Here is a 12,897-nt window from a genome sequence, read left to right on the forward strand (position 1 = left end):
GTAGCTCAATGGTGCTACTCTCCTAGGTCAGCACAGCGGCCCTCATCGTAAGGAGAGAAAGTACCTCAATGGTTAGCAGCCCGCAACGAGGTCCGGGCCTCATCTGCGACGAGCGCCCGGCCGAAACGCCTAAAGCTCCCGAAGGCAAGCCGGAGTAAGCTGACTAAGAACCAGAAACAAAACGGCCGGCTGTTTGCGCAACCGACCGTTTTATATTCAACCTATTAAGCGTTGGAACCAATGGCGTAAGTTTTCTTGAGACCTATCGAGAATTTTGTGCCAGTTTACACCTATGCAATGAATAGCTGAATCCAAGGTTTGGTGCCGAACTTCACTAAAACTGGGTTCGGCTTTTTTGTGCCCGCGGGTTACCTTTGGCAACCTTTCTTACCTGACTTTCCGCCTACCCTCTCCCACCATATGTCCGATCCGCACGCCGACCTCGCGCTGAGCAAACTCGAAATACTGGAAAAAAAGAATACCGAAGCCCTGCTGGGCGGCGGCCAGGCCCGCATCGATGCCCAACACCAAAAGGGCAAGCTGACGGCCCGCGAGCGGCTCGACTTGCTCATGGACCCGGGCTCGTTCGAGGAAATCGGCAAGTTTGTGATGCACCGCTCCAAAGACTTTGGCCTTGATAAGGAGTACTACCTAGGCGACGGTGTGGTGACGGGCTACGGCACCATCAACGGCCGCCTAGTATATGTGTTCTCGCAGGATTTCACGGTTTTGGGCGGCTCGCTGAGCGAAACCCACGCCGAGAAGATTGTGAAGATCATGGACCTGGCCATGAAGAACGGCGCGCCGGTAATTGGCCTGAACGACTCGGGCGGGGCGCGTATTCAGGAAGGCGTGGTGAGCCTGGGTGGCTACGCCGACATCTTTTATAAGAACACGCTGGCCTCGGGCGTGGTACCGCAGATTTCGGCCATTATGGGGCCGTGCGCGGGCGGCGCGGTGTACTCGCCGGCCATTACCGACTTTATCATGATGGTGGAAAACACGAGCTACATGTTCGTGACGGGCCCCAACGTGGTGAAAACGGTAACGCACGAAACCGTTACCAGCGAAGAGTTGGGCGGTGCCAGCACCCACAGCACCAAAAGCGGCGTTACGCACTTTACGGCGGCCAACGAGGTAGCCTGCATTCAGCAGATCAAGCAGCTGCTGAGCTACATGCCGCAGAACTGCGAAGATACGGCCCCCATTTACCCCTACGAGCCGCAGGGCGAGGAACTACGCCCCGAGCTCGACACGATCATCCCCGAAAACCCGAACCAGCCCTACGATATCCGCGAGGTGATTACCGGCATCATCGATACGGACTCGTTTATGGAGGTGCACCAGAACTTTGCCGAAAACATTGTGGTGGGTTTTGCCCGCCTAGGTGGCCGCAGCATCGGCATTGTGGGCAACCAGCCGGCCGTGCTGGCCGGGGTGCTCGATATCAACGCCTCGACCAAAGCCGCGCGTTTCGTGCGTTTCTGCGACTCGTTTAATATTCCGCTGCTGGTACTCGAAGACGTTCCGGGCTTCCTGCCCGGCACCGACCAGGAGTGGCGCGGCATCATCACCAACGGCGCCAAGCTGCTCTACGCCTTCTGCGAAGCCACGGTGCCGCGCATCACAGTAATTACCCGCAAGGCTTACGGCGGTGCCTACGACGTGATGAACTCCAAGCACATCGGGGCCGACATGAACTACGCCTGGCCCACCGCCGAAATTGCGGTAATGGGCGCCAAGGGCGCAGCCGAAATCATCTTCAAGCGCGAAATTGCCCAGGCCGAAGACCCCGAAGCCAAGCTGCAGGAGAAAGTCGACGACTACCAGCGCAAGTTTGCCACGCCGTACCGCGCCGCGCACCGCGGCTTCGTCGACGAAGTGATTGTGCCTTCGCAGACGCGTCAGAAGCTGATTCGCGCTTTTAAGATGCTCGAAAACAAGGTGGACCAGCTGCCGCGCAAAAAGCACGGCAACATTCCGCTATAAAAGGTTATCATTGAGAGAGGGAGCGGTGCTGTTCGGAAGGATAGCACCGCTTCTTTGTCCTGACAGGCTTATTTTTATCTGACCTACCAGGGCGGCCGCTGCGCTTGCCCCGAAACCTGCCGCCGACGGCCGCGTTTCAACACTTCTGCCTACTCCCATCGCTTCCCCACATTCGTTCTTATATGCGCAAAGAGAGCTTCGACTTCCTTCATCAGTACCTAAACAACCCCTCTCCCACCGGCTTCGAGAAGGAAGGCCAGAAGCTGTGGCTGGAGTACATCAAGCCCTACATCGACGAGTATTTCGTGGATACCTACGGCACCGTGGTGGGCGTAGTGAATCCGGAAGCCGAGTACAAAGTAGTAATCGAGGCCCACGCCGACGAAATCAGCTGGTTTGTAAACTACATCACGAAGGAGGGTTATATCTACCTGCGCCGCAACGGCGGCTCCGATGCCCTGATTGCCCCATCCAAGCGGGTTATCATTCACACGGCCAAGGGCCCGGTGCGGGCGGTGTTTGGCTGGCCGGCCATCCATGTGCGCAAGGTGGAGCAAGACAAAGCCCCGACCGTTGAAACCATTTTCCTGGACTGCGGCGCTTCGTCGCGCGAGGAAGTGGAGGAAATGGGCGTGCACGTGGGCTCCGTGGTTACGTTTGAAGACGAGCTGATGGAGCTGAACAACAAGTACCTGGTGGGCCGCGCGCTGGATAACCGCATCGGCGGCTTTATGATTGCCGAAGTGGCGCGCCGCCTGAAAGAGGAAGGCAAAAAGCTGCCGTTCGGCTTGTACATCGTGAATGCGGTGCAGGAAGAAATTGGCCTGCGCGGCGCCGAAATGATTGCCCACCGCATCAAGCCCGATGTGGCCATCATTACCGACGTGACGCACGACACGCAGTCGCCGATGTACGAGAAGAAGACCTCGGGCGATATTCACTGCGGCAAAGGCCCGGTAATTACCTACGGCCCGGCCGTGCAGAACAACCTGCGCGACCTGATTATCCAGACGGCGCAGCAAAAGGAAATCCCGTTCCAGCGCGCCGCCGCTACCCGCGCCACCGGCACCGATACCGATGCGTTTGCGTACTCCAACGCCGGCGTGGCTTCGGCCCTGATTTCGCTGCCGCTGAAGTACATGCACACCACCGTGGAAACCGTGCACAACGACGACGTGCAGAACGTTATCAACCTGATCTACGAAACGCTGCTGCGCATCGAAGACAACCACGATTTCCGCTACTTTAAATAAGCAGTAGCCCAAAAGTTTAGTCAGGCGGCCGCACAATTGGTGCGGCCGCTTTTGTTTTGCAGCCTTAGGCACAAACAAAACCTCTTACCCCATGCTTCAGCCCCCGCTCGTGCAAACACCGCTAACGGTTACCGACCAGATGAACCGGCGCGTGGTGGTGCCGTTTCCGCCGCAGCGCATTGTGTCGTTGGTGCCTTCGCAAACGGAGTTGCTCTACGACCTAGGGCTGGGCAAGCGGGTGGTGGGCGTGACGAAGTTTTGCATTCACCCGCAGGAGGCGCGGCAGCAGGCTCGGGTAATCGGCGGCACCAAGAACTTCAACTTTGAACACATAGCGGAGCTGAAGCCCGATCTAATTATTGGCAATAAGGAAGAGAACTACCAAGAGGGCATCGAGCAGCTGGCCGCTGAATATCCCGTGTGGATGAGTGACATCTTTACCCTAGGTGATTCGCTGCGGATGATGCGGCAGGTGGGCCTGATTACCGGCACGCAGGCGCGGGCCGAACGTCTGGCCAATGAAATTGACAGCAGCCTGCAAGCTTTGCCAACGGTGGCCGAGCCCCTTTCGGCCGCCTATTTCATTTGGCGCAAGCCTTATATGGCGGCCGCTGCCGGCACTTTCATCGATTATATGCTGCCGCGCGCAGGCTTCCGGAACGTGTTCGGCGGCCTAGGTCGCTACCCCGAAATCAGCGCCGGGCAGCTGGCAGCTGCGGCTCCGCAGGTGATTCTGCTTTCATCGGAGCCGTACCCGTTTCAGGAAAAGCACGTGGCGGAGTTCCAGGCAATTTGCTCCAACGCGCAGGTGCTGGTGGTTGACGGCGAATTGTTCAGCTGGTATGGCAGCCGCTTGCGGCACACAGCGGCGTATTTCCGGCAATTGCAGAACGAAACAGCGCGTGTAGCGCGGCCTTTGTAGTCCGCGTCCGCAGATAGTATATACTTAATAGGTGCGGCTACTGGAGAATTCTATCTGTGGGCTGCGGACTACAAAGTCCGCGCTACTGCAGAGCCGCTCGTTCACGCCAACGCGGGCTAAAGCCCGCGCTACACGCACTGCCGTCCTAGGTCAAAAATCAGAAATGACTACCTGCGGGCGCGAACTGCAAAGACCGCGCTACAGTGGCTCCATTTTGAAACCAGCCTGGCGCAGCTCTTCCCAGAAAAACGGATACGACTTACGCACCACGGCCGGGGTTTCCACCTCTATTTTGCCGCGCAGGGCCAGCGGGGCAAAGGCCATAGCCATGCGGTGGTCGTGGTAGGTGGCTACGGTTTGGCCGTTTACGTGCAATTGCTGCGCCGATACCCGGAACATATCACGCTCCTCGGCCGTGAGCGAGGCGCCAAACTTGCCCAGCTCGTTCTGCAAAGCCGCAATGCGGTCGGTTTCCTTGATGCGCAGGCTCTCGAGGCCTACCATGTCAACGGTTACGCCCGTGGCGGCGGCGGCTACGGCAATGGTTTGGGCCAGATCGGGGCAATCGGTAAAGTTCATGGCCACGTGGCCGGCCCGGCCCTTGGCGGGCGCCTGCCGCAGAATCACGCCATCGGCCACGAACTCGGTGTGCACGCCCAGCGGGTCCATTAGGTGCATAATGGCCTGGTCGCCCTGCCACGACTGGCGGCGCAGGCCGGGCAGGTGTATTTGCGAGCCGGCCGGGCCTAGGGCTACCATGGCGTACCAGTAGCTCGCCGCCGACCAATCGGCCTCGATGGTGTAATCGGCGGGCTGGTAGGGCTTGGGCGCCACGCGTACATCCCGCTCGCGCACTTCTACCTGCGCTCCGAAGTGGCGCATTAGGCTGGCCGTCATGGTGATGTAGGGGCGCGAGCCGATGTGCCCCGTTAGCTGCAGGTTAAGGCCGCCTGGAATGAGCGGACCCACCATCATCAGCGCCGAGATAAACTGACTGCTGATGTCGCCGCGCACGGCCAGCGTAGTAGCCGCGCCGGGCTCGAAACCGTTGAGCCGGAGCGGCGGGTAGCCTTCGCGCCCCAGGTATTCGATGTTGGCGCCGAGCTTGCGCAGCGCATCAACCAGCACGCCAATAGGCCGCTCCAGCATACGGGCCGTGCCGGTGAGGGTGGTACGGCGCCCCGTAACAGCTAAGTAGGCCGTCAGGAAGCGCATCACGGTACCGGCATCTTCGGCATCGAACACCTCGGCCTCGGGGTGCGCCAACAGGCGGCGCATCAGTTGGGTATCGTTGGCTTCGGAAAGGTGCGTGAGCGTGCCGCCACCGGCCAGGGCTTGCAGGATGAGGGCACGGTTGCTTTCGCTTTTGGAGGCGGGCAACACGGCCGTGCCGCGCAGCGGGCCACCGGGCCAGCACAACGACAGCGTATCGGGGAAAGTGGGTTGGTGCATTAGCAGAGGAGCGCCCGAAGGTAGCGCCCTAGGTTAAACTTGCGGCCAGCCGCTTGGGCGGCGGCCGGCCCGGTTACAGCCGGTGATAATAGCGGAGCGATTCGGCAATTTCGGCCACCGTTACGGGCTGGTCGTACACGCCCCGGCCGATGCCCTCAAGCAGGGTGCAGTTGATGGTGCTGCCTTGGTTTTTCTTGTCCTGCAGAGCCAGTTCGGCAATGGCTTGGGTTTCGAGGGTTACGAACTGCACCTTTTCGAATACCGAGAACAGGAAGGTCTCGATCTGGTTTAGCTCGCGCTCCATGAGCAAACCTTTTTGCACCGACAGCCAGCTTTCGCAGACGATGCCGGCGGCCACGGCCTCGCCGTGCAAAATGCTGCGGCCGGCCTGGCTCAGCAGGTAGCTTTCGAGGGCGTGGCCCACGGTGTGGCCGAAGTTCAGGAGCTTGCGCGGGCCTTTTTCGGTGGGGTCTTGCGCCACAATGCACTGCTTCACCAGCACCGACTCGCGCACCACGGGCGTCCAGTCTTCCACAAACAAGCCTTGGTGCCGCTGCTCGGCAAAGGCTGCGGCATCGGCAATAAGCCAGTGCTTTACCACCTCGGCGTAGCCGGCGCGCAGCTCGCGCGGGTCGAGCGTGCTCAGGAATGTGGTATCGATGCACACGGCTCCGGGCAGCTGAAACACCCCTAGGTGGTTTTTGTAGCCCATGAAATCGACGCCGGTTTTGCCGCCGATGGCCGCATCCACCTGCGCCAGCAACGTAGTAGGCACCACCACGCAGCGCATGCCCCGCTTGTAGAGGGCCGCGCAAAAACCGCCTAGGTCGGAGATGACGCCGCCCCCCAGGCACACCAGCACGCTGTGCCGGTCGAAGCGGTGCTCCGTTAGCTCGCTCCACACCCGCTCGCTCGTGGCGAGGGTTTTGTGCTCTTCGCCGGCGGGCACCTCAATCAGCAGGTGCGCTTCGGGCAGGTAGGGCTTCAGGGCGTGGTAGCACAGGCGGGCGGTGTTGGTATCGGCCAGCACGGCTACGCGTGTGGTGCCGGGGCGGCCGAGCAGCGCCGCCAACGCCGGCAGCGCCTCGGGGCCGATGTGGATTGCGTCAGTCATCGGGCGTAAAGTTCAGGGTTCTGGCGTTAGTAGCCTACATTAGCAACGAGCAAGGCCAAGAGCAGCCGGCCTGGGTTGTTTCGGAGCACCGCAAACCGCGCAACAGCAGCAGTGGAACCAATAGCGCTTTTCGACGGCGAGGTACGCCTGGCAAAGTTTTCGGGCAAGGGCGCCTGGACGTACGCCCCGCTTCCGCCGCTGCAGATACCCGGCCGCAATGCCTTCGGGCTGGCCAAGGTAACCGGCTCCATCGATGCGTTCGTGCTGCCGCTCAGCACCCTGATGCCGCTGGGCAATGGCCGCAGCTTTTTGCCCCTGAAGGCGGAAATCCGAAAAGCCATTGGTAAGCAGGCCGGCGACACCGTACGCCTTGTGCTGTACCCCGAGGCCGTGGCCTTATCTGTTTCTGATGACGATTTACTTGCCTGCCTGGCCGATGCGCCCCTAGCCGAAGCAGCTTACACGCGCCTCTCCCCATCGGAGCAAACCGCGTGGCTAAACTGGGTGCGCGCCGCCCCCACCGACGACGCCAAAGTAGCGCGCATGGTATCGGCGCTGGCGCGGCTAGAGGCCGGAGCGGCCACGCCGCCGAGCAAATAACAAGTCCTTGCCATGGCGTGCAACCTTTCGCACCTAGGCCGGCATCCTGTGGTATATAAGCCACCGACATATGCCCATACGCACCTACTTTTTCGGGCTGCTGAGCGCCGTGCTGCTGCTAGCTGGCTGCTCCGCCGACCGCGACGTGGCACCCCTCGACGCGCAGCTGCAAGGCACCTGGCGCTGGGTACAAACCACCGGCGGCATTGCGGGCGCGCGCCTCACGCCGGCCAATACGGGCTACCAGGAGGAAATCCGTTTCGAGTCGAGCGGTAAGTTTTACCGCATCCGCGACGGCAAAACCATCGACACGGATACGTACGCGCTGTTTTTCGCGTCCTCGCCCGGCGACAACCACACGCCTAACCTGATTCGCTACGGCAAAAACTCGTTGGGGCAGTCGTTCGAGATAACCGAGAACCGCCTCACGCTCTACGACGAAGCCGCCGATGGCTACATCTCGCAGTATGAACGCTAACTCCACCGTTATGCACAAGCTTGCTTACTGGTTACTGTTCGCATCGGGCGTCGTGGGCCTGGGTGCCTGTAACCACCTCCATTCCATCGATGCCGAAACAGCCAAGCCTACCTCACTGATTGGCCGCTGGCAGTTGGTGGCCGTGAGCGGCGGCATGGTGCCCAACCCCACTGTGCCGCCCGAGGAGCTCCGCATTGCACCCGACAGCACCGTGCGCCTGTACCTGGCTGGTGCCTTGGCGCAACAGTTCCGGCTGCGGCCCACCAGCGGCAATTTCTGCACGCAACTCCAGCCGGTGCAGCTAGTGCGCTTCGACGAGGCAAGCAAGCCGGGCATCACGTACGCCTACCAGATCAAAGGCGACGAGCTGATCCTGGATGGCAACATCTGCGTGGATGGCGTGATTCGGCGCTACCGCTGGGTTTCCGATAACGCTAACTAATCAGCCCCCATGGCCAAATCCGTCCAACTCTTCTGCGACTTGCTGATTGCCGCTTTGTGCTTTGCGGCCCTAGGTTGCCAGCAGCAAACCGACGATGTGCAACCCTCCGACGCGGCCTTGCTGGGTCGCTGGGACAGGGTTGTGCCCAAGCACGAGCAACATTACCCCCGGCATCTGCTGCCCAAACGCAGCCTGGAGTTTTCGGCTGATGGTCGCCTGCGCTTCTACCGCAACGACACCCTCACGCACGAGGCTACTTTCGAGCACCGCGGTTTCCCGAGCAACGTGCAGGCGCCTCAAGGCCTGCGCTACTTGTCGCTCAACAGCGGCCAAGGCAGCAGCGGCGTGACGTACGAACTGCAACAGGATACCCTGCGCTGGACCACGCCCTACTACAAGGATGTGATGAACTGCTGGCCCGTGCGCGAAACCTACGCCCGCGCCTCGTCCACCACGCTTCCCGGCAAATAGCCCCGTGCGGCTGCCCCGGCCGGAGCAGCGCCCTAGCACCTAGGGCCGCTACTCCGGCCGCTGCATTATTTCGGTTTGCTTCCGGATGCTTTCGATGTGGATAAGCTTGTAGAGCTCGGCCACAAACTTGTCGTTCATGTTCAGGCGGGCGGCCCACTCGGGGCGGCTCTGGTAGATTTCGTTCCAGCGGTCGAGCTGCAAAATCTTGATGTTGTTCTGCTTTTTGTACTCGGCCAGTTCCTCCACCAAAGCCATGCGGCGCGCCAGGGCCTCTATAATTTCCTGGTCGGCCACGTCCATTTTATGGCGCAGGTCTTCGGCCTTGTTCAGGTAGTCGCGGTTGTCGGTGGAGCGGTAGCGGTGCTTTAGCTCGTGCATCATTTCGGCCAGCCGGAAGGGCGTAACCTGCTGCTCGGCGTCGCTCCAGGCGTTTTCCGGGTCGGGGTGGGTTTCCAGCATCAGGCCGTCGTAGTCCAGGTCGAGGGCCTTTTGCGCCACGGGCAGCAGCAAATCGCGCCGCCCGCTGATGTGGCTCGGGTCGCAGATCAGCGGCAGCTCCGGAAAGCGCGTTTTCAGCTCGATGGGGATGGCCCAAGTGGGCGCGTTGCGGTATTTGCTAGGTGCCCCGGTGCTGAAGCCACGGTGAATGGCCGCCAAATCGCGCACGCCGGCACGGCTGAGGCGCTCCAAGGCGCCAGCCCACAACGCCAGGTCGGGGTTCACGGGGTTCTTCACCATCACGGGCACGCCGGTGCCGCCCAGGGCCTCGGCCAGCTCCTGCACGGCAAAGGGGTTCACGGTGGTGCGGGCGCCAATCCAAACCACATCCACGCCGTGCACCAGGCATTCCTCTACGTGGCGAGGCGTGGCTACTTCAACGGTTACGGCCAGGCCGGTTTCCGCTTTCACGCGCTGCAGCCACTTGAGGCCCACCGCCCCAATGCCTTCGAAGGAGCCCGGCCGGGTGCGCGGCTTCCAGATACCAGCTCTAAACAAATCGACGCCCAAGCCTTGCAGCCCACGGGCGGTAGCCATTACTTGTTCTTCGGTTTCGGCCGAGCAGGGGCCGGCCAGCAGCAGGGGCTGCGCCTTGCGGGCCAGCAACCGGGTAAAATACGTGTCGAGTTCCATGGCTGAGGGCAGCTGGCCAGCCCCGCCCAATTTGCCGGAACCGCCGTTGCCACCTAGGGGTTTTAAGCACGCCACCGGCATGCTGGCTTATGATAACAGCGCCGCCCAAAACGATGTTTCGTGGCTATCTTCGCAGCCCAAAGCTACCACCCCGCATGCCCGAGCCCCAAACCCACCCGAGCGTTTCCTTCGACAATACCGCCGTGGCCTTCGCCAGTAAGTCGGACGGCGACCTGAAACAGATGTACGCCCTGTTTGCTGCCATGAACAACAAGGGCCTTGTTGACCTAGGCGGCGGCATGATGAAGCGCGCCCTGAGCTGGGGCCTGCCTGGCAGCAAAACCATCATCAAGCACACCATCTTCAAGCAGTTTTGCGGCGGCGAAACCATTGCGGAGTGCAAGCCCGTGATTGCCGAGCTGGGCAAGTTCAACATCGGCACCATCCTCGATTACTCGGTGGAGGGCGAAGGCAACGAGCACAGCTTCGACCACACCCGCGACGAGCTGCTGAAAACCATCGACCTGGCCGCCGGCCACCCCCACATTCCGTTTTCGGTGTTTAAGGTGACGGGCGTAGCCGATAGCGCCCTGCTCGAAAAAGTGCAGGCCAAGCAGCCGCTTGCCGCCGCCGAGCAGCAAGCCTACGACCGCGCCCTGCAGCGCATCGACGCGCTGTGCCGCCGCGCCCACGAGCGCAACGTGCGCATTTTCATCGACGCCGAGGAGAGCTGGTTTCAGGATACCATCGACGACATTGCCCGCGACATGATGCGCCGCTACAACCACGAGCGCGCCATCGTGTGGAACACTTACCAGCTTTACCGCCACGACCGCCTCGACGCCCTCAAAGCCGACCACGACCACGCCGTGCAGGAGGGTTACTACCTAGGAGCCAAGCTGGTGCGCGGGGCCTACATGGAGAAAGAAGGCCGCGTGGCGCAGCAGCGCGGCTACCGCAACCCCATCAACCCCAGTAAGCAAGCCACCGACGAGCTGTACGACGAGGCCCTGCGCTTTTCCGTCGAGCACATCGAGCGCCTGGCCATTTGCGCCGGCACCCACAACGAGGCCTCCTCACGCCTGCTCACCGAGTTGCTGGCCGAGGCCGGCCTCGCCCCCAACGACGAGCGCGTGTGGTTTGCCCAGCTCTACGGCATGAGCGACAACCTGAGCTACAACCTGGCCCACGCCGGTTACAACACGGCCAAGTACGTGCCCTACGGCCCCGTAGAAGCCGTAATGCCTTACCTGCTGCGCCGCGCCGATGAAAACACCGCCATAGCGGGCCAAAGCAGCCGCGAGTTTCTGCTGATTAAGCGCGAAATGGAACGCCGCCGAAACAAAGTACGCTAAGCCTCAGCGGCATAGTTATTGGTAAAAAGCCCGTTGCCTTGGAAGTATCCAACGCAACGGGCTTTTTTGGTATTTTCCCCTCCCCTTCTCCCCTACATCTTAGCAACAACATGATTACACGCGTACGCCGCTTTCTTATTCAGTACTCGCGCCACCAAACCGGTACGGCCAGCTACCTCACGGTAGTTCAGGAAGCGGAGCTAGGTCTTAATCTCGATATATCGCACGAAAAGGCCCGCCTAAACGAAATCCTGGCCGAAATATCGGAAACCGAGTACACCGCCGGCCGCCCCGTGCTTAGCTGCCTGGTAAAAGTGGAAGGCTCGAAAGGCCAGGGCGATAATTTCTTCAAGCTTTGCGAGCGGCTGGGCATGGGCCCCTGGCGCGAGCTAAAGCAAAATCCTGATTTTCTGCAGGAAATGCGCAGCGCCTGCCGCGATTTCTGGCGCAACGACGACAACTTTGCGCAGTTCGGCTAAGGGCAGAGCGGCGAGGTTTACAGGATACTCGGCAGGTTAATTTGGACACTGTCGTGTAACCTCAAGTAGATGGGGCGCGTTAAGGAAGCCATCGAGTCTGTTTAGTGGCTAACCGCAGCAGGCTTTGGTGAATTTCCCTTCCTTTTTCACCCAACCACAACCTCACCAAAATGAACACCGACAATAATTCGAACCTCGGCAACACGCCCGGCACTGGCTCTTCGATGAACCCCGCTAACCAAGGTACTGGCGCAGGCGCCGGCTACGGCAGCGAAAAGCACTCGGGCAGCGGCTCGATGGGCAGCTCGGGACTGAACTCCAGCAGCAACATTTCGAACGCTTCGAGCACCGGCTCGGGCACCGATCAGAGCACCGGCGCAAACTACAACTCGGGTTCGTCGCTGGGCAATAGCAACATGGGTTCGTCGTCGTCGTACGGCACGCCGCAAAACAGCGGCATCGACCCCGACCAGAAGCACCACGATTACAGCGCTACCGAAAAAGGCGGCGCTATGGCCGGCGGCCTGGGTGCCGCAGTTGGCCGCGGCGTTGATGCCGTGCAAAACACTGCCGGCGATGCCGCCCGCGCCGTAACTGGCAACGATTCGACCTACGGTTCGAGCAACCAGTCGGGCCGTATCCTGACTTCGACGTTCCGCGACCGTGAGTCGGCTGAGCGTGCTTACAGCTCGCTTTCGTCGCGCGGTTACACCAAGGACGACGTGAACCTGATGATGTCGGACGAAACGCGCAAGACGCACTTCGGCGACCACACGCCCGACTCTGAGCTGGGCAACAAAGCCATGGAAGGCGCAGGCGTAGGTTCGGCTATCGGCGGTACCGCCGGTGCTGTAATCGGCGCTATCGCAGCTATCGGTACTTCGGTAGCCCTGCCGGGCCTGGGCCTGGTAATTGCCGGCCCGCTGGCAGCTGCACTGGCCGGCGCCGGAGCCGGTGGCCTCACGGGTGGCTTGGTAGGCGCCCTGGTAGGCTCGGGTATTCCTGAAGAGCGCGCCGCCGAGTACGAGCACGACATCAAGAATGGCGGTATCGTAATGGGCGTGCGTCCGCGCAACGACGAAGATGCCCGCCACTTCCAGGACGAGTTCCGCCGCCACAACGGCGACCGTATCTACTACTAGTCGATTATTTAGAGTCGGCTTGCCAAAAGACCCTCCCGCAACCGGGAGGGTCTTTTTTGTTACTATTAG

Annotated in this window: 13 protein-coding genes; 10 read left to right on the forward strand and 3 right to left on the reverse strand. The window is 60.9% G+C overall.

Annotation, left to right across the window (positions count from 1 at the left end):
* The first annotated feature begins 420 nt into the window (after positions 1-420).
* From OIS50_RS09800 to OIS50_RS09810, 3 genes are all read left to right on the forward strand, one after another.
* Complete coding sequence (locus OIS50_RS09800; protein ID WP_264690460.1) at positions 421-1,989, forward strand: acyl-CoA carboxylase subunit beta; 1,569 nt, start codon at positions 421-423, stop codon at positions 1,987-1,989.
* 182 nt (positions 1,990-2,171) lie between these two features.
* Complete coding sequence (locus OIS50_RS09805; RefSeq protein ID WP_264690461.1) at positions 2,172-3,242, forward strand: M42 family metallopeptidase; 1,071 nt, start codon at positions 2,172-2,174, stop codon at positions 3,240-3,242.
* A 91-nt stretch (positions 3,243-3,333) separates the two neighbouring features.
* Complete coding sequence (locus OIS50_RS09810) at positions 3,334-4,164, forward strand: ABC transporter substrate-binding protein (RefSeq protein ID WP_264690462.1); 831 nt, start codon at positions 3,334-3,336, stop codon at positions 4,162-4,164.
* Positions 4,165-4,362: 198 nt separating this feature from the next.
* On the opposite strand, the gene OIS50_RS09815 is transcribed toward OIS50_RS09810, so the two are convergent.
* Together OIS50_RS09815 and aroB are read right to left on the reverse strand one after the other, a co-directional pair.
* The gene (locus OIS50_RS09815) at positions 4,363-5,616 is read right to left on the reverse strand and encodes a 3-phosphoshikimate 1-carboxyvinyltransferase (protein WP_264690463.1); all 1,254 of its coding nucleotides are present in this window, start codon (positions 5,614-5,616) and stop codon (positions 4,363-4,365) included.
* Between the two features lie 73 nt (positions 5,617-5,689).
* A complete protein-coding gene (gene aroB / locus OIS50_RS09820) occupies positions 5,690-6,730 on the reverse strand; it encodes a 3-dehydroquinate synthase (protein WP_264690464.1) in 1,041 nt (346 codons plus the stop codon).
* 111 nt (positions 6,731-6,841) lie between these two features.
* Here aroB and OIS50_RS09825 point away from each other — a divergent pair, with 111 nt between their 5' ends.
* The 4 genes from OIS50_RS09825 (at position 6,842) to OIS50_RS09840 (ending at position 8,721) form a co-directional block, all read left to right on the forward strand.
* Complete coding sequence (locus OIS50_RS09825; protein ID WP_264690465.1) at positions 6,842-7,330, forward strand: YdeI/OmpD-associated family protein; 489 nt, start codon at positions 6,842-6,844, stop codon at positions 7,328-7,330.
* A gap of 70 nt (positions 7,331-7,400) precedes the next feature.
* Positions 7,401-7,808 (forward strand): hypothetical protein, encoded by a 408-nt coding sequence (locus OIS50_RS09830; protein WP_264690466.1) that lies wholly within the window; start codon positions 7,401-7,403, stop codon positions 7,806-7,808.
* A gap of 10 nt (positions 7,809-7,818) precedes the next feature.
* Complete coding sequence (locus tag OIS50_RS09835; RefSeq protein WP_264690467.1) at positions 7,819-8,250, forward strand: hypothetical protein; 432 nt, start codon at positions 7,819-7,821, stop codon at positions 8,248-8,250.
* Positions 8,251-8,259: 9 nt separating this feature from the next.
* A complete protein-coding gene (locus OIS50_RS09840; RefSeq protein WP_264690468.1) occupies positions 8,260-8,721 on the forward strand; it encodes a hypothetical protein in 462 nt (153 codons plus the stop codon).
* 48 nt (positions 8,722-8,769) lie between these two features.
* Here the strand turns inward: OIS50_RS09840 and OIS50_RS09845 are convergent, their stop codons facing one another.
* Positions 8,770-9,852 (reverse strand): bifunctional 3-deoxy-7-phosphoheptulonate synthase/chorismate mutase type II, encoded by a 1,083-nt coding sequence (locus tag OIS50_RS09845; protein WP_264690469.1) that lies wholly within the window; start codon positions 9,850-9,852, stop codon positions 8,770-8,772.
* A gap of 155 nt (positions 9,853-10,007) precedes the next feature.
* Between OIS50_RS09845 and OIS50_RS09850 the strand changes: the two genes are divergently transcribed.
* The 3 genes from OIS50_RS09850 (at position 10,008) to OIS50_RS20520 (ending at position 12,828) form a co-directional block, all read left to right on the forward strand.
* Entirely contained in the window at positions 10,008-11,207 is a 1,200-nt protein-coding gene (locus tag OIS50_RS09850; RefSeq protein ID WP_264690470.1) for a proline dehydrogenase family protein, read from the forward strand.
* A 110-nt stretch (positions 11,208-11,317) separates the two neighbouring features.
* Entirely contained in the window at positions 11,318-11,686 is a 369-nt protein-coding gene (locus OIS50_RS09855) for a hypothetical protein (RefSeq protein WP_264690471.1), read from the forward strand.
* Between the two features lie 170 nt (positions 11,687-11,856).
* A complete protein-coding gene (locus tag OIS50_RS20520; protein WP_319805285.1) occupies positions 11,857-12,828 on the forward strand; it encodes a hypothetical protein in 972 nt (323 codons plus the stop codon).
* Positions 12,829-12,897: the final 69 nt, after the last annotated feature.

The organism is Hymenobacter sp. YIM 151858-1 (genome assembly GCF_025979705.1).
In the GTDB taxonomy this organism is placed as follows: domain Bacteria; phylum Bacteroidota; class Bacteroidia; order Cytophagales; family Hymenobacteraceae; genus Solirubrum.